This window comes from Dietzia timorensis, from assembly GCF_020742175.1.
GTDB classification, from domain to species: domain Bacteria; phylum Actinomycetota; class Actinomycetes; order Mycobacteriales; family Mycobacteriaceae; genus Dietzia; species Dietzia timorensis_A.
Genome location: NZ_DYXM01000089.1, coordinates 1 through 19,200, shown reverse-complemented (window position 1 = coordinate 19,200; position 19,200 = coordinate 1). Strand labels below are relative to the sequence as shown.

Below are 19,200 nucleotides of genomic sequence, written 5' to 3'. Positions count from 1 at the left end.
AGTTGGTACAGATTCTCATCGTGAAAAGTGGTTCCCCAAATGACCTCTCTACGTCCGTTCGGACGCCGTGCAGTTGTCGCCGGCGTCGCCATAATGACTCTTGCCTCGGGGGCCGGTGTCGCCTCCGCCGAGGCTCCTCCCGGACCGAACCGCACCGAGATGCTCGGCCAGTTCTTCGACTGGTGGGCTCCCGCAAAGTACGACTCCACGGACGAGTCGACGGTGCGCGCGACGGGATTCAAGGGGGACGTCACCGACGCCGGTGCCGCGGTGCTCGGGCACAACGACGAGTTCGTCCAGGGCATCAACCACGCCGGCGCGGCCGATCCCGTGCAGTCGCTGCGCGCCCTCGAGGACGCGGACATGATCTGGACGGAGACGCTTCGCGATGCTCTCGGGCCGAAGCTCGGCGAGTACTTCATCGGAGGCGTCGAGGACGGCTCGCTGCCGAAAACGGTCGCCGCGATGGAATCCGCCGAAGACAACTCGTCGAACGGCTCCGCGAAGACCGACTTCAACTACCCGCGCCCGTTCATGCTCACCTCCGATAAGGACAAGGGCGGCTTCGGCGATCGCAGCCGGAACGGAGAGAACGATTTCCAGACTCTGAGCCCCCAGCTCGACATCCGGCGCATCCCCGACCAGGGCGTGCGGCCGGATAACGGTGAGCCGCACTCGGCGGAGTACGACGTGTTCTCCGGCGTCGGCCCCAAGGGCGTGACCGGCCTCAACCAGGCATTCCCGTCCGGACACACGGCGTATGCCTTTGGCATCGGGCTGCAGCTCGCGACGCTGCTGCCCGAGCTCGGTCCTGAGATCGTCACGCGCTCCTCGGAGGCGGGCAACAACCGCATCGTGCTCGGCGTGCACTATCCGCTCGACGTGATGGGCGGGCGCATCTCCTCCCACATCAACACCGCCACCGCGCTGGCCGGCGACGGCTACCTCGAGAACACGGTCGAGCCCGCGCGCGAGGAGCTCGTCGACTACCTCACCGGCCGCTGCGCCGACGATGGTCTCGGCGACACCCTTTCCGCCTGCATCGACGCCACGGGCGCGAACGACGCCGGCGGCTACACCAACCCGTTCACCGATCCCGTCGCGACGGCGCCGGTCACGGACCGCGCGTCCGCCATCCAGGCCTACACCGCGCGCATGTCCTACGGCTTTTCGCCAGTGACGGCGCAGGGCGCGGCCCCTCGCGTGCCCGAGAATGCGGAGAAGCTTCTCGTCACGGCGTTCCCGGAGCTCGATGACCAGCAGCGCCAGGCCGTGCTCGCGGCAACGGAAATCGATTCGGGCGCCCCGCTCGACGCGAGCTCCGAGGGCTGGCAACGCATCAACCTCGCGGCTGCACTGAGCTCGAAGGTCACGGTCGACGCGGTCGGCAACGTGACAAAGGTAGAGCCGGGCAATGGCGCTCCCGAGGTGGTCAAGGAGGGTGGCGTCAACCTCGGCGGCAGCCTCGCGACCTTCAACACCGCGACCGGCTCGGCCCTGCAGCTCGCGGGAATCTAGACAGCGCAGTCCAGACGCGAAAGCAAAAGTGGCGGCACCCGATCGGGTGCCGCCACTTTCACTTTTCCGCCAATGTTTACTCGCGGCCGGGAAGCGCCATGATCAGCTTGCCGGTGTTGGTTCCCTCGAACAGCGCGCTGAAGACCTCCGGAAAGTCCTTGACCTCGGCGTCACGGGCATCGATGCGGGAGACGAGCTTGCCCTCGGCCAGGTATCCGCCGAGCGCCTTCATGCCCTCGGGAAGGCGGTCGCCGAAGTCGCCGATCGTGAAGCCATGGATCGTGAGCGAATGGGTGATGATGCGCGGGTAGTTGCGGATCCCCGCGCGATCGGTCGAGTTGTAATCGGAGATCGCGCCGCAGATGACCAGCCGCGCGTTGCGGGCGGTATTCGCGAGCGCGGCGTCGAGGATGCGGCCGCCGACGTTGTCGAAGAACACGTCGACGCCATTCGGCGCCGCGGTCGCGATGGCCTTCGTCAACGAGTCGGCGGTTTTGTAGTTGACCGCCTCGTCGAAGCCGAGCTCGTCGGTGAGCCACTCGCACTTCTCGTCCGAACCGGCGATGCCGATGACGCGCGCGCCGGCGATCTTCGCGAGCTGCCCGACGACCGAGCCAACCGCGCCGGCCGCGCCGGACACGAGAACCGTCTCGCCTTCGGTGGGCTTGCCGAGTTCCATCAGGCCGAAGTAGGCGGTCAGGCCGGTGAGGCCGAGCGCGGCGAGATGCTCCGGGCCCGACACCTGCGAGGTGTCGATAACCCGCAGGTCCTTGCCGTCGGTGACGAGGTAGTCGCGCACACCCAGCGTGCCGTGCACGTGCGCGCCGACCGGGAAGTCGTCGTTCTTCGATTCGACCACGCGACCGACGGCGAGCGCGCGCATTACCGCGCCGACATTGACCGGCGGGACGTAAGACGGCGTGTCATCGAGCCAGCCGCGCATCGCGGGATCGACGGAAATGTACTCGGTGGCGACGAGGAGCTGTCCGTCCTCAAGCTCCGGCAGCTCCTTGGACTTGAGTTCCCACGTCGAGGCGTCCGGGTATCCGGTGGGACGCTCGGCCAGGTGAATGGCATTGGCGGTGTACGACAAGGTGTCTCCTAATTCGTTAACGTGTGCGCGCCGCGCGGGGTGTTTCCCCGGCGGCGCGGGTGCCACCACCGTAGTCCTCTCGGCGGCGCGCGGCATTCGGCTCCTGCCGCCGCGAAACTGGAAACCTGACCATGCGCGGGCCGACACTGGGCCATACTCCGTGGGCATGTGGCGGAAATGTTTTTCAGCACTATCCGGTCGACAGCGGGCGGAGGTTCGCCGGCAGCAGACAATGCGGCTGGCCACCGACCACGTTTGCTTCGCTCCTATGCAGTGTTGGCGATGACGGCGCTCGGCCTTACCTTTGCCCCGGCCGCACTCGCGCAGGGCGAACCGACCTCGCCGCCGCGCGTGATCTTCGACGGCGACCTCGGCCCCGACCCGTGCGATTTCGCGAACCTCGCGATGGCGCACAACCTGCACGACGCCGGCGAAATCGAGTTGCTCGGCTTCATGTCGACGCTGCCCGAGGCCAGCAACATCGCCGTGCTCGACATCATGAACGACCGCCACGGCCATGACATTCCCATCAGCATGTTCAAGGATCCGAGCGACGAGCGGTACAACCGGTTCGTCGTGCCCTCCTCCGAGTTCGTCCACCAGCTCTACCCGGCGAGCAGGAGCATCGCCTCCCGCTTCTCGGCCCACGACACGCTCACTCCCGCGCAGACTCCGAGTAGCACCAAGCTCTACCGGGAGCTTCTCGCCGCCGAACCCGACAACAGCGTGACCATCTTTACCCAGGGCCAGCTGTTTAATATCAAGGCTCTGCTGGCGTCGGGGCCAGACGAGATTTCCCCTCTCAGCGGCGCCCAGCTGCTGGAGGCGAAGACGAAGAAGATGGTGATGATGATCGGCGCGTTCGGCGAACCGATATCGCCGGCCGACCTGGACTTTTATCGCACGTCGTATCTCAACGATCCGCCGAACGGGTACGGCATCACCACGGCCGCGCTCCACGCGGTGACGAGCAACGGAGGCGGCTTCGAATACAACGCACTCGGCTTCTACCCGGGCCTGACCCAGGACGTGTTCGCCCAGCTCGACCGTCTGTCGGTGCCCAAGACGATCCTCGGCAACGAGCAGGGCTGGAAGGTGCCCACCGGCGATGCCTATACGGCGCTGTCCGCCGATCATCCGGTGCGCATGGCCTACGCGGAGAACAACGCGCTTTCCGAGATCGTGCACCCGGGCCGCGCGAAGAACAATCCGGCCTACGACGAGCTTGCGTTGTATTACCTGGCGCGCGGCACGGGCACGCAGTTCGCGGAGGTCCCGGGCCACGCGACCTTCGGAGAGTTCGGCACGTCGACGTGGACCGACGACGCCGGCGCTCGCGACCGGAAGCTCGTGCTCACCCCGGGCGCGAACGACGGGGATGCGCTGTCCGACGAGATCGAGAGGCTCGTTGTCGGCGGATGATCGGGGCCCCGCGGCCCCGGCCCGCAGATATTCCTGCGTCCCAAGCCGCCAAGCCCACGCAAGTTTCGCCAGATACGTGAAATTACCTGGCCAACGAGATTTGCGTGGGCTTCGGCGGATGATCGGGGTGAGAGCCGAACCTGGTTCACTTCCGGCATAGAAACACCACGAAAGTGCACGAAAATCGTCGCAGAACGAGCGATTTCGTACCGTTTCGCGGTGGTTGTTGCCCGGGAAGGCGTAAGGCGCCTGAAATCCCCGCGTGGGAGGGCCGAGCGGGCCGCCCCGCGGCGGAAAGCGCCCCAGCCCCCGGCTATCCGGTGTTGCGCAGCGCCGTCGCGAGCCCGTTCATCGTCAGCTGAATCCCGGTGCGGATGAGCGGATCGTCGTCGCCCGCGCGGAAGCGCCGCAGCAGCTCGACCTGCAGCACGTTGAGCGGCTCCAGGTACGGGAACCGGTTGCGCACGGATCGCGCGAGCGCCGGGTTGTCGTCGAGCAGCGAGGACTGCTCGGTGATCTCGAGCAGCACGTCGCGGGTCAGTTCGAACTCCGACAAGATCCGCGAGAACACCCGCTCGCGCGTCGATTCATCCGCCACCAGCGAGGCGTATTGGCCGGCCAGGCCCATATCCGCCTTCGCCATCACCTGCGCCATATTCGACATGGTCGTCCGGAAGAACGGCCACGTCGCATTAAGCTCCCGCAGCTGCGCGAGGCGAGCGGAGCGGTCGCCGGGGGCGCTGCCGGGTCCGCCGTCATCCAGCCAATCCGACAGCGCGGTGCCCATGCCGAACCAGCCCGGCAGCATCACGCGCGACTGCGACCACGACAGCACCCAGGGGATGGCGCGCAGGTCCTCGACGCTGTTCGTCTGCTTGCGGGAGGTGGGGCGCGAGCCGATGTTGAGCTCGCCGATCTCCGACAGCGGCGTCGACGTGGTGAAGTACTCGATGAACCCCGGGTCCTCGTGGACCAGGGAGCCATAAGCCTCGCGACCCCGGCGCGACAGATCGGCCATGACGTCGTACGCCGCCTCCGCCTTGTCGCCGAGGCCCTCGACGTTGAGCACGGACGATTCGATGGTGGCGGCGACGAGCGCCTCGAGGTTGCGGCGCGCCCGGCCCGGCTCGGAATACTTCGCCGAGAGGACCTCACCCTGCTCGGTGATACGCAGCGCCCCGCGCACCGCGCCCGGCGGCTGCGACAGGATCGCCTCGTACGAATTGCCGCCGCCGCGGCCCACCGAGCCGCCACGTCCGTGGAAGAAGCGCAGGTCCACGCCGAGCTCCTCGCCGAGCGCGACGAGCTCCAGTTCGCCCTGGTAGAGCGACCAGTTCGCGGCGAGGTAGCCGCCGTCCTTATTGGAATCGGAGTAGCCGAGCATGATCTCCTGCAGGTTCCCCTGCGAGGCGACGAGCTTCCGCATCGGCTCGTGCGCAAGGTAGTCGCGCAGGATATCGGCGCCCGCGGCGAGGTCCTCGATAGTCTCGAGCAGCGGGATGAGACGCACCTCCGAGCGCGGCGCGTCCGGGGCGCCGCGCAGCAGCCCGACCTCCTTGAGCAGGATCGCCGGCTCGAGCAGGTCCGACACCGACTGGCACATCGAGACGATGTAGTGCGGGATCACGCCTTCGCCGAACGCGTCGACGGCGCGGGCCGCAGCGCGCAGCACCTCGAGCTCCTTCTCGGTTTGCTCGGACAGCTCCGCGCGCGCCCCCAACAGCGGCCGGTCATAGGACAGCTCCCGCAGCAGCACCTCGACGCGCTCGGCCTCGTCGAGCGAGGCGTAGTCGTCGGTGACGCCGGCGACCGCGAACAGCTCGGCGAGCACCTCCTCGTGGGTGTCCGAGTTCTGCCGCATATCGAGCGCCTGCAGGTGGAATCCGAACGTGCGCAGCGCCCACTGCAGCGTCGACAGGCGCGAATCTGCGACGATTCCGGCGCCCACCGTGTTGAGCGAATCGGCGATAACCTGCAGGTCCGCCTGCATATCCTCGGGCCGTTCGTACGCGGGATCGGAGTCCGAGCCGATGGCCCGGCCCATGTGGTCGACCGGGACGCGGACGCCGGCAATGGTGTGCGCCGCGGCGCGCGCGGCGAGCTTGCGGCGCACCGAACGTACGGCGCGGCGGTAGGGCACGTCGCGCCGCGCCGCCTCGTCGTCGCCGCGCGAGACCAGGTCGTCCGCCAGCGCGATGAGATCATCCGACACCTCGACCAGCCGGCCCGACAGGCTCAGCTCGTTCTCGAGAAGTCGCAGCTGCTCGTCGTAATAATTCTGGATGACGGCGGCGGCGCGTGAGGTCGCAAAGCCCACGACCTCGCCCGTGACGTACGGGTTGCCGTCGCGGTCGCCGCCGATCCACGAGCCGGGCCGGACCACGGCGCGTTCGGTGTCGAGGCGATCGGCGATCTCCCTGTTCAGCTTGGGGATCACGTCGATGAGAGTGGCCTCGTGATACTGCAGTCCTGTGAGGATTTCGTCCTCGATGCGGGGGCGCTGCGAGCGGATGATCGCCGTGTCCCACAGCAGGAGAACCTGGCGGCGGATATCGAGCTCGATGTCGGCGCGCTCGGCGCTACCGTCGTCGAGCTTGTCGCGCTCGCGCATGAGCGCGGTGATGCGGCGGGTGATGTGGAAAACCGAACGACGCCGGGTTTCGGTGGGGTGGGCGGTGAGCACGGGAACCACGCGGGCCGTGCGGCGAAGCGCGGCCCAGCCGGCCTCGGAATCCCCGGAATCCTCGATCTTCTCCCACGTGCGAGCGAGATCCCCGTCCCGCGGCGGTTCGCCGTTGGAGATGTGGAAGGCCCGGCGGCGCTCGGCGTGCAGGTCTTCGGCGATGTTCGCCAGTAGCGCGAACAGGGAGAACGCGCGGATCACGTCGATCGCGTGCTGCGGGGAGATATCGGAGAGCACGTCGAAGGTGGCGCCGCGGTCGACCTCGGAGCGGCGCACCGCGAACGCGGTCTGCCGCGCGGATTCGACCAGGTCGAAAACCTCTTCGCCCGCCTGCTCGCGGACGGTATCGCCGAGAACCCCGCCGAGGAAGCGCACGTCGTCGCGCATGGGCTGGACCGCCTGCGACAGGGGGTCGTTGCGTTCGACTTCCGCGGAGATCACCGAAGCCAGCGGGTCGGATTTCTGCGTGTCGCCATTCTCGCCGGATGCGTTGGAGCCATTGTCTACGGAAGTCATGAACCCAACCCTAGGTGGATCTGCGGGGCGGCGCCCGCGGCGAGGATCAGCGTGGCAGGGTGGAAGAGAACGTTGGCGGGCTTGTCCAGGGGCGGAGGAATTCGATGGCGGTAGACGATCTGCATCTTGAGTCGATGCACAACTTCCGCGACGTAGCCGGGCCCGGGTACGAGACGCCGGACGGACCCATGCGGCGCGGGTACTTCTTCCGCGCCAACATCGTCGCCCCATCCGACGCGGACGCAGAGGCGCTGGCGCGGATCGGTCTCCGCACGATCGTCGATCTGCGCAGGCCCGAAGAGGTGGAAAAGAATCCGGACCACGACGTCATCGGCGCGGACTACGTGCACGTCGACGTGCTCGGGGAGTCCAGCTCGGCGGCGACCATCGTCGGGTATGACGAAGAGGCGACCCCGGAGAAAGCGCGGTCGGAAATGCTTCGCGTGTACCGCTCGTTCGTGGTCGACGCCGGATTCCGGGAGCGGCTTCGCCCGGCGTTCGAGGCGGTGATCGCCTCGGCTGGTCCGGTCGTCGTGCATTGCACGGTGGGGAAGGACCGCACCGGGTTCGTGTCTGCGGTGCTGCAGCTTCTCGCAGGTGCCGGGCGCGAGGACATTCTTGCGGACTATCTGGAGACCAACCGCCGTTCGGAGGCGTGGGTCGCAGATTTGGCTGCAATGTTCCGCGAGCACGCGCCGGAGCGTGCGGACACTCTGATCGAGCTGCTCCATGCACGTGACGAATACATCATCGCGTCCCTGGAGGCGATCGATGCCGAATTTGGCTCGGCCCGCAAATACCTCATCGACGGCGTGGGAATAAGCGCCGATGAGGTCGACCGGCTGCACGCCACGCTGCTCGGACACGAGAGCGACTAGCCTCCGTATTCTTCCTGGTCACGCAGCGCCCGCCGCGTGAGCTGTTCATTGGTGTGCGGGCCGAAGAACTGGGTGCCCCAGCGCTCGTCGATGCTGCGCCCGGCTGTGCCGACCGTCGCATCGAGCACGGCATCGATCCCTCCGCCGACCATTTCCGGTCCGAAGACCTCGCCCACCGCGTAGCCCGCCTTCTCGGCCCCGGCCAGATAGAGACCCGAGCCCAGAGTTTTTCCCACCCGCCCGGACAGCTTCGCCCCGAACGCATCCACCAGAGCCTCGCCGAGCGGGGCCCTGTTTTCCGCCATGTCCAACATGAGGTCGCCGACGAGGATCGAGCCTCCGGCATAGGGGGCGAGCGCAAGCCCATTGACCGCGAGTTGGGTCGCCGTCGGACCCAATAATCCGTTCGATCCGTAGCGGTGTGGGGTGAGGTGTTTTTCGTCCTTCGCCGTTGCCAACGACTCCGGGTTGGCGGCAGGCGGCCGCGCCGAGTCGGCATCCGACTCGGCGACGAGAGTGGCGATGGCTTCGGCGTGCCGGCTGTCGGCATCGAGCACGGCTGCCGCGGCGCGCGCGATCGACTCGGCGGCGCGCTCCGCGGCGGCGAGCCGGGCGCCGTCGGCGCCCGAATCCGAGCGCGCGGCGGCCACCGTCGACACCGTTATCGGCCCGGTCGCGGATTGCCCGTGATCGACGGAAAAGCCGTCGGACAAGATGCCGGAAAGCACCGTCATAAAAGTGTCGTGGGAAACGGAAACATCCTGGTAGGCATCGTTGTAGCAGCGTCGTAACTTAAGAAATACTTTTTCGAGCACGTCGACATAACGACGTTCACGAACTATCGCGTTACGCACCGCATCGGCCGAAATGCCGGTCCACACAGCGGGCAGGGTTTCGAGTGTGGAGGCGAGGCCCTCGCGGGCGATGGCGATGTTCTCGAGGGAGCTGTCGAGGGCCGTGGCCTCGTCGCGCAGGCTGACCGGGGTCCACGAGACGAGGTCGGCGAGGGTCGGATTGCCGGCGGCAGGGCTCATTCGGGGAGCGTTTCTCGCAGGAGCGTGGCGAATTCGGTGTCGGTGAGCACGAGCTCGTCGACCGTCGACTGCGCGGCGGAGGCACAGGCCTTCAGCCGTGTGGAGAGCAGCATCGCGTAGTCGGACAGGGAATGTCGGCGTCGAGGCTCGCCTTCCCCAGCGCGCTGGCCCAGAGGCCGTCGACTATGTAGCCGGCGCCCACGGACCTGACCCCGCCGAGCGAACCACCGGCGCCGGAGATTCCGCGTACGGCCGCGCGGATCTGCGGATAGTCGGCATACATGGAGCCGCCGGACGGGGGAGTGTCGGCCATGGGTGTCCTTCCGCTACGGGTACACCTATGACGACGTCGGCAGGGCGCGGGCCGGCTCCCCCGACGTCATAAATTTATGCGTGTGTGCGCCGCGCGCGTGAGCGCGGGCGACTGGGGGAAGGACCGGCTCAGGGCAGGAAGGTCGATCCTCCCATGCGGATGTGGGCGATGTGGGCCTCGGCGAGCACGAGGTCGATGACGATCTGCTGTGGCGCCTGGGAGACCAGACGTGCCCACAGGTCGAGCAGATCCTGGTCGAGCCCGGTCTTGAAATAGCCGTAGGCGTGGCCACGGGCGAGCAGGGCCAGAGAGAACGTCAGCTGCGGGATATTGGCCCACATCGGCAGCTCGACGGCCTGCGCCGAATTACCCTGCGCGCCGCGAGCGCGGGAGCCCTTCTTGGACCGGCGCGTCCCGGAACGGCGGGTGTCGACCTCGACCGTCGCGGGAAGTGCCTTGATGCGCTCGGTGATGAGGCGGTACAGCGGCCGGAAGCGGCGCAGCGATTCGTACTTGCCGAGCATCCGCTCGAACTGGTCGCGCACGTAGCCTGCGTTGAAGGACTGCTCGGTGCGCAGCAGCGACAGCAGACCCTCCCAGCGCGACGACGCGTCGAGCAGCGGACCGGGGATGGTCGGCCGGGACAGCAGCATGTTGCGCAGGGTGGGGTCCATTGCCGCCTGGACCTCGGGAAGCCCGAGGCGCACCGAATCCTGCAGGGGATCCTCGCCGAAGGCGAGAACGTTGAACAGCGAGTCGCCGCCGACCTCCCGCAGGTGGCTGGTGACCAGTGCCCGGCTCTCGCGGGGAAGCTGCTCGACGGTCGCGATGGAGATGAACAGGTCGATCCACGCCTCGCGGGTGCGGCCCGGGATCGACACCGACCGGCGCGCGCCAGCGGCGGCACGGTCCCAGGGATCGCCCATCGGCTCGGCCGGCCCGACCGGCTCGTTGACCAGGCCCGAGGAAATGAACGCGGCGAGCTTCTGCGAGGACGGCAACAGCGAACGGTCGAGCCCGACAAGCTCGGCGCGCGGGGACTGCCGCAGGTGCGCGGCGAGCTCGAGGCGCTGCGGGCGGTCGGTCGAGGGGTGCAGGTTCTGGGAGAGCAGCGCCCAGGCGTTCCACGACTCGGGCACCCCGTGGGGGACGAAGCTCGCCGCGCCGCGCCCGGCGAGAAACTGCGAGAGCAGGCCGAGGCCCGTGTTGGAAAAGCGGGAGGCAGTCTGCAGCGACGTCGTGCCGCGGTGGGGGAGTGGACCGGCGGGGACCGGGTCCCACGGATCCTCCACGGCCACGTCCACGCGGAGCCGGCCGGCCCCCTCGAGGGAGGAGGGCATCGGCGCGAAGCCATCGTTGACCGGGATCGAGATCGCCGGCAGCCACGGCCTTTCGAGCTGCCAGACGCGGCACACGACGTCGTCGACCTCCGCCGCTCCCGTGACCCGGAAGTTCTTTCCGTCGAGGGTGATGTTCTGCTCGGTGACCGCGTCGAAGCGCACAAGCGGAACGGTCCGCTTGAAATGGCGGGTTCCCTCGGCGTCAGGGTCGATGACCTGCGCCCGGAGCTCGCCGCGGCGAATGAGTCGGGCGCGTTCGGCGAAACGGCCGGCGTCGATGCGGAAGGTGCCGTCCATGTCGCGATCGAAATCCGCGCGCTGAGCGGTGCGGCCGTTGTCGTCGACGAGGAGCAGCGAGATGCGCAGGGTCGCGTACGGATCGCGGACCACGAGCGTCGAGTGCTCGAAATCGAACGGCGAGCGGGAGATGCACTGATCGGACCACGCAGGCGCCATCCCCTTGCTCGACATGCGGAAACGCAGGCGAGGCGGCCGGATGACGAGCGTCTCGGCGTGGGATCCGGAGGCGACCTGCACCCGCAGGCGCCTGGTCGTCGGGCCGAATTCCAGCGTGTCCGCGGAGACCGACAGGGCCGCTTCCGACGCGCCCTCTCCCGTTTCGCCGTCGACAGGCTCGCTGCTGAGCTCTGCGACGGCGCGGGAGGCGCCATCCGGCCCGGGGAGCCGCGGCGATTCGGGGAAGTGGGCGTAGAAACCCTCGGCGAGGAAGATGCGCAGGTCCACGCGGGCGTGCTCGGGCCCGTCGACGCGGATGTCGAATCCGCCGAGGATCGGCTCGGATTCGGACAGGCCGAAGAACGAAAGGACGGCGTCGTCGAAAAGCGGGTAGCCCTCGTGCTCGGACTCTGGGGCGTAGGTGCCGACGGTATGCCATTCCGCAGTGCCCGAGCGGCGGATGTGGACCGTCCACGGACGCGTACCGGCGGGCAGCGGCGGGACGTCGAGCCACGGGCGCGCGGCGAGCACCGGCAGTCCGTCCTCGCTCTCCACGCCGGTGAGCGACTCGATCGGCTCGTCCTCGGTGTCCCAGAGCGCGGGCAGCTCGTGGTTGCCGACGCGGATTTCGTGCGCGACCCCGGCCGCGTCCTGGACGACGACCTTGTCGAGTCCGTCGAGGTTCCACAGCTGTAGAGTCCATTGGCCCCAGCCCTCGGGGGTGTCGAGGGTTTCGAGCACCTGGGGCGCGCCGGACTTGTCGGTCGTCGGCTCGTGACCGGGCGGGACGAGCGCGAAAACCTCGCCCTGCGGGACCATCGCCGAGGTCGGGATCTGCTTGCCATCGGGCAGGAACAGCGCGACCGGGAAATCGGTGGTGAACAGGCGGAGTTCAACCGTCGTGTGGAAGCTCGGGTGGATGACGGCGACGCGCCGCGCCGGCTTGCGCAGCAGCGAGGTCTGGGTCTCGTCATCGCGCAGCGAGCGCCGCGGACGGACCGGGGTCACATCGTCCCCGGTGGACACGATCCACGGCTCGTCCGCGCATTTGGACACCGGCGGCAGCGCGACGCACACCGCGTCGGTGCCGTCGAGCCACAGGTACGGGCGCTGCATACGGTCGGCGGCGCGGCGGCTGGCGGTGGTTCGCGTCGGTGCCGAGCCGGCCTCGGCGGCCTGGGTGCGCAGGGCGTCGAGCAGGCCCTCGCGAATCATCGTCGGCAGGGAGTCCACGTCGACGAGCGTCGAGAGCGCGGCGTCGTCGGGATCGCCTACTCCGACGTCATGGGCGGAATCCGCACACGGGTAGGCCTCGACGAGGTCGACCGCCTGATTGAGCATCCGTGCCGACAGCGTCGGCGCCTGCTGGAACAGCAGCTGTGTCCCTGAGGGAAGCGTGCCGAAGAACTCGCGTTGGCTCGGGTCCAGAAGCCACTGGTACACGTCGTGCATCGTGCGGTGGGGGACCGAGGTCGTGAACGCGGTGAGCGCATCGACGATCGTGCCCATCGCCGACACCGGCAGCCCCGCGTGGGCAACGATGAGGTCCGCGAGATGGTGCGTGTGCAGGTCGACGAACTCGGCGAGATCGAGGTCGCGAAGCGCCTGCGCGAACTCGGCCTCGAGCCCCTCCTGCATCATGCCGTAGGAACCGGGGGAGTCCTCGGACTCGAAGAGCCCGAGCGCCTCGCCGATGGTGGGCACGAGCCCGTGGTAGACGTCCCGCATCGGATCGTCGACGATGTAGAGACCCCTGTAGGCGTTGAGCGAGGCGATCCCCACGACCGCCGACAGCGTCGCCGCCGGGTAGCGCTTGACGAAATCGGCGTAGGTCTGCGGGTCGGCGGGCAGGTCGCCGATGCGGGCACCGAGCTCCGCACACAGCGGGGTGAGCTCCTCCGGGCGCAGGTCCGCGTCGACGATGAGCGTCGCGCCCTCGAGCCGCGCCGTGAGCATGTGCTCCCACTCGAGCAGCGTTTTCGGAGTTTCGGCGGAATCGTCGGAGTCGAGCCGCGCCGCGGTGCGTTCGCTCGTCTTCTGGATGACGGCGGCGCTCACGTCCTGCGCGGGTGCCTGCGCCAGCGTCGCGGCGATGCGGGCGTCGGCCTGCGCACGGAACGCGGCCGATTCCATCGCGCGGTGCACGTTCTGGCCGAGTTCGGCGACGTAGTTGAAGCGGCGTACCTCGTCGGTGGATGGCGTGTGCCCGGGGAACTCCTTTTCCCAGCGGGGGCTGTGCCACCAGCTGCTCCCGAGCACGAGGCGCCAGGATTCGGCCGGGTCGGGGTCGGTGAAGGTCGCCGGGTGGCGGAGCATCGCGCCGGTCAGCTCGTATTTGGCTTCGGAGAAATGGGCGGGCGCGCCGCCGCCACCGCGGGCGCGGTTCACGGCCCACAACATGAGGATCGCCTTCTGCGCAGAGCGCGGTCCGGTCAGTAGTTCGTCGAGTTCGTCGAGGAGGGCGGCGGCGGGGATGCCCAGCGATTCCAGGGCCGCGAGCGGTTCGGTTCCGTGGCCGAGCTCGGCCATGATCGAGTCGAAATCGACGCCCGTGAGCATCGAGATCTCCTGCAGCGAGGCGAATGTGTCCTCCCCGAACGCCGCGGCCAGCGGCGATGCGGCGGCGCGGCGAATCTGCTCGCTCGTTTCCCCGTTCGGCGCCGCGACCGACGGGAAGACCGAGGTTCCCAGCACGGGGGCGTTGGCTTTGAGAACGGAACCGGGGTCCTTCGCGAATGCCGCGGCCACCATCGCGCGGTTCTCGTTGACGGTGTCGTCGTCCGTGGGTTCATCGAGGACGCGCATCGAGCCGTCGACGACCTCGAGCCCGCAGAATTCGCGCCACGCGTCGATGTCGTCGGCATGCGGCAGAGGCACCCGCGCCTTGGCGAGCTGATCGCGCAGTTCCTCCGGCGCGGCGCTGCCGGTGCGCAGCAGCTGCTGCAACATCGAGCGTTGCGTCTCGCGCAGCGACTCGACCGTCCAGTGCTCCCTGGGGGCGCCCTTCTTGGCCTTGCTGATCAACAGCCAACCGTCGGCCGCGTCGAGCTCGGTGTGCAGCGCGCCGACCAGCTTGCCAAGCGACACGCGAGTCCCGCGCGGGAGGCCCCAGTGCTCCCCGGCGAGCAGCTCCTCGGCCAGCTCCGGGACGCGGTGGAAGCTGCGCGCGCTGGATGCGAGCGGATTCAGCTCGTTATATATGACGTCGAACAGCGCGGCCAGCTCGGTGTCCGCCGCGAGGAGCGTGCCGAACGAGGTGCGCAGCTGTTCCGCGCGCGAGAGCCCGGCGAGGCCGGAGGTCTGCACGCGCAGAGCGCGCGGCACGCGGTTCCCGAGGATCGCCTGGTGGAGGAGGTACGCCTCGAGTGGGGCGAGGCCGTGAAGCCAGCCGGTGATCCGGCGCGCATAGACCGACTGCGGGGTGGGCTGCGGAACGCCGTGGAGGATCGCCGACTGGACGAGCGCGCCGAGCAGGCGCGCATTGGGAACGCCGCTCGCCGCGGCGGCCTTCGAGGGGGAGAGATCGGCGACGTCACCAAGCGAGACAACCGTGGGAGCGGGAGGAGCGGCGGTCTCGGATTTCGCGGCCGGACTCGGGATGATGATCTCTATGTCCGCGGGCAGCTGCGGAAACAATGTGCGCAGTGTGCTTCGCTCGTCACGCAGGTGCGGGATGAGGGAGAGCGCGGTGTCGAGCGTGGTCTCCGGGCTTGTCAGCTCGACGGGTTGCTCGCCGGGAGCGACGCGAATGTCGCTGTGACGAGGGCGAAGAGTCGCGACTGAAGGAATAATGTCGTGCCAGAGAGTCGCTGAATCGGCCCGCTCGGTGCTCTCAACCTTGGACATCGCTCCGACTTTAGTCTGATCCGACCAGCAGCGTTAAATTGACCTGCAGTCAACTCGCAATTTCTCTAGCTCTTCTCCGCGAGGGCGCGTTCGATATCTTCCCGAATCGCCTCCGGTTTGGTAGCCGGGGCGTACCGCGCGATGACGTTTCCGTCGCGGCCGACGAGGAATTTGGTGAAATTCCATTTGATCTCGGCGGAGCCGGCGCGGCCCCCGAGGAGCGCACCGATCTTTCCGGGCTGCTGCGCCTTGAGCCACGTGAAGACCGGGTGCGCGCCGGAACCGTTGACGTCGGTCTTGGCGAACATGGGAAAGTCCACGCCGTAGTTACGCGTGCACGCCGCTCCGATCTTCTCGGCGTCGTCGTGCTCCTGCCGGAATTGCCCGCTGGGGAAACCGAGGACCGTGAAGCCCTGATCGCCAAGTTCGCTATAGAGCTTCTGCAGGCCCTCGAACTGCGGGGTGAACCCGCACTTGGAGGCGGTGTTGACCACGAGAACGACCTGCCCGGTGTAGTCGCCGAGTTCCAGGGTTCCGCCGGTGAGCGTGTCGGCCTCGAATTCGAATAGGGACGTCGCCTGCTTGGGATCTGCCTGCGCCATGATGGGCCTCCTCGGGATCGATTGCGTGTCCGCATACTGCGTACTACGTACTACCCATAGTGCACGCAAATGCGTGCACGCCCCAGGCCTCTAGCGGGCGGGGACACCCTTGCGAGTCGGGTCCGACACCTTTTCCTCGTGGTGTTCGAGGTGGGCGAAGAGGCCTCGGGTGCCGAACAGCAGGGCGATCGCGAGAACGAGAACCACCGCGGCGGTCCAGTACGGGGCGGGCGCGCCCACCCAGTCCGCGATCTCGCCGGCGAGCCAGGCGGCGAACGCGCCGCCCATGAACCGCACGCCGGAGTACGTCGAGCTCGCGACCGCGCGCGGGAGATTCGTCGCGTTCATGGACGTCTCCGTGAGCGCCGTGTTGAGCACGCCGAGGCAACCGCCGCCGACGATAACGCCGACGATGAGTCCGGGGAGGCTCGAGATGACCAGCGCCATTGCGGCGAGCGTGATCGCGAAGACGGCCATCGTGCCAAGCATCGTGCGCAGCAGGCCGAATGCCTCGATCAAGCGGGGCGCGAGGAAGACCGACGTCAGCGCCACCGCCAGGCCCCAACCGAAGAATACGAAGCCCAGTTGGAGCGCGCCGAAGTTCATGCCCGCCTCGGTGGCGGCGTCGTGGATGGGGAAGGGGCTGTAGGCGAGGAGGGAGAAGAAGGCGAAGTTGTAGAGCACCGCGATGATGCTGAGCGCGGCAAGCGTCGGATTGCGCAGCGCCGCGAACGGCTCGAGCAGATGCACCTTATGCTCGGGCTTCGGCACCTTGGGCAGCATCACGATGATGCCGATGAATCCGATGGTCATGAGCGCCGCCGTGCCGAAGAACGGTCCGCGCCACGAGATCTCGCCGAGCAGGCCGCCAAGCAGCGGGCCGACGGCGAGGCCGAGTCCGAGCGCCGCCTCGTAGAGGATGATCGCGCCGGACACCCCGCCTGTGGCAGCGGAGATGATCGCCGCGAGCGCAGTGGAGACGAAGAGCGCGTTGCCCAGCCCCCAGCCGCCGCGCAGCCCGATGATCGCGTTCACGTCATTGGACAGCCCGCACAGTGCGGCGAAGATGATGACGAGACCGATGCCGATGAGCAGCGTGTTCTTCGCGCCGATCCGGCTCGACACCCAGCTGGTGAAAAACATGCAGATACCGGTGATGAACAGGTAACTGGTGAACAGAAGCATCGCCTGGCTCGGCGAGGCCTCGAGGGATTTGCTGATCTCCGGGAGGATCGGATCGACCAACCCGATGCCCATAAATGCGATCGTCGCCGCGAATGCGACAGCCCACACCGCGCGAGGCTGCTTGAGGAGCCCACCGGGGCTCGCTTGTTCTTCAGTGTCGATTTCGCTCATTGTGTCCGCCTCTTCTTGTCGTTCGTCTTTCGTAATTCGTGAAGAATCATTTATGACGTCGGAGGTCCGTTTTCGCTGCGACCGTCTTCGTCCTCCGCTGCCTCCGCGCGAATCATTCGCGAGATGGTCCTATTCGTGACTTCCAGCGCCGCTATTTCCTCGTCCGACAGCTGCTCGAATAGCGGAATCAATCGGTCGCCGGCATCGGTGCGAAGATCCGCGAGGAATTGGCGCCCTTTGTCGGTGAGCTGCACGCGTTTCGCGCGCTTATCGGCCGAGTCCGATGCCGATTCGGCGAGCCCGTCGGCGATGATTCTGCGCAGCACCGCTGTTGCGGCAGGTTGCGAGAGTCGGTCGAGCCTCGCGAACTCGGTGACCCGAAGGGTGCCAAATTGCTCGAGCAACGACAGCGCACGCCAGGTCGCCGCGGTCGTGTCATTCGGCGAGTTCTGCCGCTGGAAGCGGCTGAACCGCGCGGCCACGACCGTGAGGTCGATGGCAATCTCCTGGAGCGTGGAACGGGGGTAAGTCACGTCGGTCATAATACATAGATTGCTTATGTATGTGAAACCCGACTGCTGTCTCCCGGTGTGCGCCTGGATGTTAGAAGGGTAAGAAATGCGTTTCTTTTATATTGCGGTGTGCCATGAATTACTTAAATCGATAATTCAAAACAACCGGAGAAAGGGTGGATTATCGACAACTGATTTGACATTCAGCGGCCGATAACGCAATTTGTGCATAATGAATTCGACAGGGGTTAATGTTCACCCCACGAATCCCATGCAAGAAACGACAGAAATTTCGGGGGTCAACCCATGGCACGCCAGATCAATATCGAGCTGATTGACGACCTTGATGGAAAGGCGCTCGGCGACGAGGGTGTGACCATCTACTTCGGACTCAATGGCACCGATTACAGTATCGACCTTTCCAAAGAACACGCCGATGAGTTTTATGGCGTCTTGGATCCGTACGTACGCAATGCGCAAAAGGTGAGCACGTCTTCCCGCCGTGGCGGCGGAAAAACGCGCGCCGAAAAGGGAACGGACTCGAAGGCAGTACGCGATTGGGCGCGAGAGAACGGGTACAACGTTTCTGATCGCGGCCGTATCCCCGCCGATATCCTCCGGGCCTTCGCCGAGGCGCACTAGGTCCCGTAGCGGCGCTGAGCGAGGCGAGGTTTACGGCGTCAAGAAATCCTCGCGACGAGCAAAAGGGGTGGGCACCAGACGGTGCCCACCCCTTCTGCGTTGCTCGGGCGCTCTGAGTCGTGCGGGCCTTCGGCGTCCTTTCGCGCCTCCTAGACCATCGGCGTACGTAGAGCGACGAGGGTGTCCGCGAACCACGTGGTGCGCACGCCCTTGAGGTTGTCGCCGGCGATGGCGGTGGCCGGCGCGGCGCGCTTCACGCACTCGTCCACGAGGGCGGACTCGGTCGCGACACCGTCGACGATTCCGGCAGCCTGGGCGTCCTTCGCTCCGAAGCGGTGCGAGGTGAACATGGCAAGGCGCGAGGTCTGCGGCGGAAGCGCCGAGGTGACAAGCGAATGCATGCCGGGCGGGAACGGCATCGAGCGTGCGACCTCCGGGAGGCACCAGAAGCCGCGGTCGTCGCGCATGAGGCGGACGTCGTGGCACAGGGTGAGCATCGCACCCGCGCCGAAGGCATGCCCGTTGATCGCGGCGACCGTCGTCATCGGCAACTCGATAAAACGGGCGAAGACTTCGTGGACCCGATCGATATACGGCGCGAGGGCGCCCTCGGTGCCCCACGCGTACTCGACATCCAGACCGTTGGAGTAGAACTTCCCGGCACCGGTGGTGACGAGCGCCGCGGGGCCGCTCGTGGTCTCGAGTTCGTCGAGGCAGCCCTCGAGCTCGTCGAGGAAATCCCGGGAGAACACGTTGTCCGGGGCCTGCTCGGGGTCGTCGGGTTGGGAGAAGCGGAGCAGATAGACGTCGTCGATCTTTTCGAGTTGAGGCATGATGCCCAGTCTAGAACCGAACTCCGGGCACTTCCCGGCGTGGCTGACCGACGGCGTCGTAACGACGTCATACGCTGTGCGGCGTGTCCCGAAATGTTGCCTATGACGATGCCCTCCGCCGCGGAATCCTCGAGGAAGCCTCCGAGCGAATGCGCG

At 67.1% G+C, this 19,200-nt stretch carries 13 protein-coding genes; 4 read left to right on the top strand and 9 right to left on the bottom strand.

From position 1 onward, the window contains the following. Window positions 1–93 precede the first annotated feature (93 nt). Complete coding sequence (locus tag K8V11_RS04820; protein WP_303911300.1) at window positions 94–1,518, top strand: phosphatase PAP2 family protein; 1,425 nt, start codon at window positions 94–96, stop codon at window positions 1,516–1,518. A gap of 76 nt (window positions 1,519–1,594) precedes the next feature. Here K8V11_RS04820 and K8V11_RS04815 read toward each other — a convergent pair whose 3' ends face one another. Then, the gene (locus K8V11_RS04815) at window positions 1,595–2,611 is read right to left on the bottom strand and encodes an NADP-dependent oxidoreductase (RefSeq protein WP_303911299.1); all 1,017 of its coding nucleotides are present in this window, start codon (window positions 2,609–2,611) and stop codon (window positions 1,595–1,597) included. Window positions 2,612–2,893: 282 nt separating this feature from the next. On the opposite strand from K8V11_RS04815, the gene K8V11_RS04810 reads away from it, so the two are divergent. Beyond that, window positions 2,894–4,033 (top strand): hypothetical protein, encoded by a 1,140-nt coding sequence (locus tag K8V11_RS04810; RefSeq protein WP_303911298.1) that lies wholly within the window; start codon window positions 2,894–2,896, stop codon window positions 4,031–4,033. Window positions 4,034–4,346: 313 nt separating this feature from the next. Here K8V11_RS04810 and ppc read toward each other — a convergent pair whose 3' ends face one another. Then, complete coding sequence (gene ppc / locus K8V11_RS04805) at window positions 4,347–7,103, bottom strand: phosphoenolpyruvate carboxylase (protein WP_303911313.1); 2,757 nt, start codon at window positions 7,101–7,103, stop codon at window positions 4,347–4,349. 233 nt (window positions 7,104–7,336) lie between these two features. Between ppc and K8V11_RS04800 the strand changes: the two genes are divergently transcribed. Next, the gene (locus K8V11_RS04800; protein ID WP_303911297.1) at window positions 7,337–8,110 is read left to right on the top strand and encodes a tyrosine-protein phosphatase; all 774 of its coding nucleotides are present in this window, start codon (window positions 7,337–7,339) and stop codon (window positions 8,108–8,110) included. On the opposite strand, the gene K8V11_RS04795 is transcribed toward K8V11_RS04800, so the two are convergent. From K8V11_RS04795 to K8V11_RS04770, 6 genes are all read right to left on the bottom strand, one after another. After that, the gene (locus K8V11_RS04795; protein ID WP_303911296.1) at window positions 8,107–9,144 is read right to left on the bottom strand and encodes a hypothetical protein; all 1,038 of its coding nucleotides are present in this window, start codon (window positions 9,142–9,144) and stop codon (window positions 8,107–8,109) included. The genes K8V11_RS04800 and K8V11_RS04795 overlap by 4 nt on opposite strands. A gap of 91 nt (window positions 9,145–9,235) precedes the next feature. Then, a complete protein-coding gene (locus K8V11_RS04790; RefSeq protein ID WP_303911295.1) occupies window positions 9,236–9,457 on the bottom strand; it encodes a hypothetical protein in 222 nt (73 codons plus the stop codon). 128 nt (window positions 9,458–9,585) lie between these two features. Continuing rightward, entirely contained in the window at window positions 9,586–15,099 is a 5,514-nt protein-coding gene (locus K8V11_RS04785) for a hypothetical protein (protein ID WP_303911294.1), read from the bottom strand. Window positions 15,100–15,164: 65 nt separating this feature from the next. Then, window positions 15,165–15,701, bottom strand: coding sequence for a glutathione peroxidase (locus tag K8V11_RS04780; RefSeq protein ID WP_303911293.1), 537 nt, complete (start codon window positions 15,699–15,701; stop codon window positions 15,165–15,167). Window positions 15,702–15,791: 90 nt separating this feature from the next. Next, on the bottom strand, window positions 15,792–17,057 hold the full coding sequence (locus K8V11_RS04775; protein WP_303911292.1) for an MFS transporter: 1,266 nt from the start codon (window positions 17,055–17,057) through the stop codon (window positions 15,792–15,794). A gap of 50 nt (window positions 17,058–17,107) precedes the next feature. Next, window positions 17,108–17,590 (bottom strand): MarR family winged helix-turn-helix transcriptional regulator, encoded by a 483-nt coding sequence (locus K8V11_RS04770; RefSeq protein WP_303911291.1) that lies wholly within the window; start codon window positions 17,588–17,590, stop codon window positions 17,108–17,110. A 285-nt stretch (window positions 17,591–17,875) separates the two neighbouring features. Between K8V11_RS04770 and K8V11_RS04765 the strand changes: the two genes are divergently transcribed. Next, window positions 17,876–18,211 (top strand): Lsr2 family protein, encoded by a 336-nt coding sequence (locus tag K8V11_RS04765; protein ID WP_303911290.1) that lies wholly within the window; start codon window positions 17,876–17,878, stop codon window positions 18,209–18,211. Between the two features lie 149 nt (window positions 18,212–18,360). Here K8V11_RS04765 and K8V11_RS04760 read toward each other — a convergent pair whose 3' ends face one another. Continuing rightward, window positions 18,361–19,044 (bottom strand): enoyl-CoA hydratase/isomerase family protein, encoded by a 684-nt coding sequence (locus K8V11_RS04760; RefSeq protein WP_303911288.1) that lies wholly within the window; start codon window positions 19,042–19,044, stop codon window positions 18,361–18,363. Window positions 19,045–19,200: the final 156 nt, after the last annotated feature.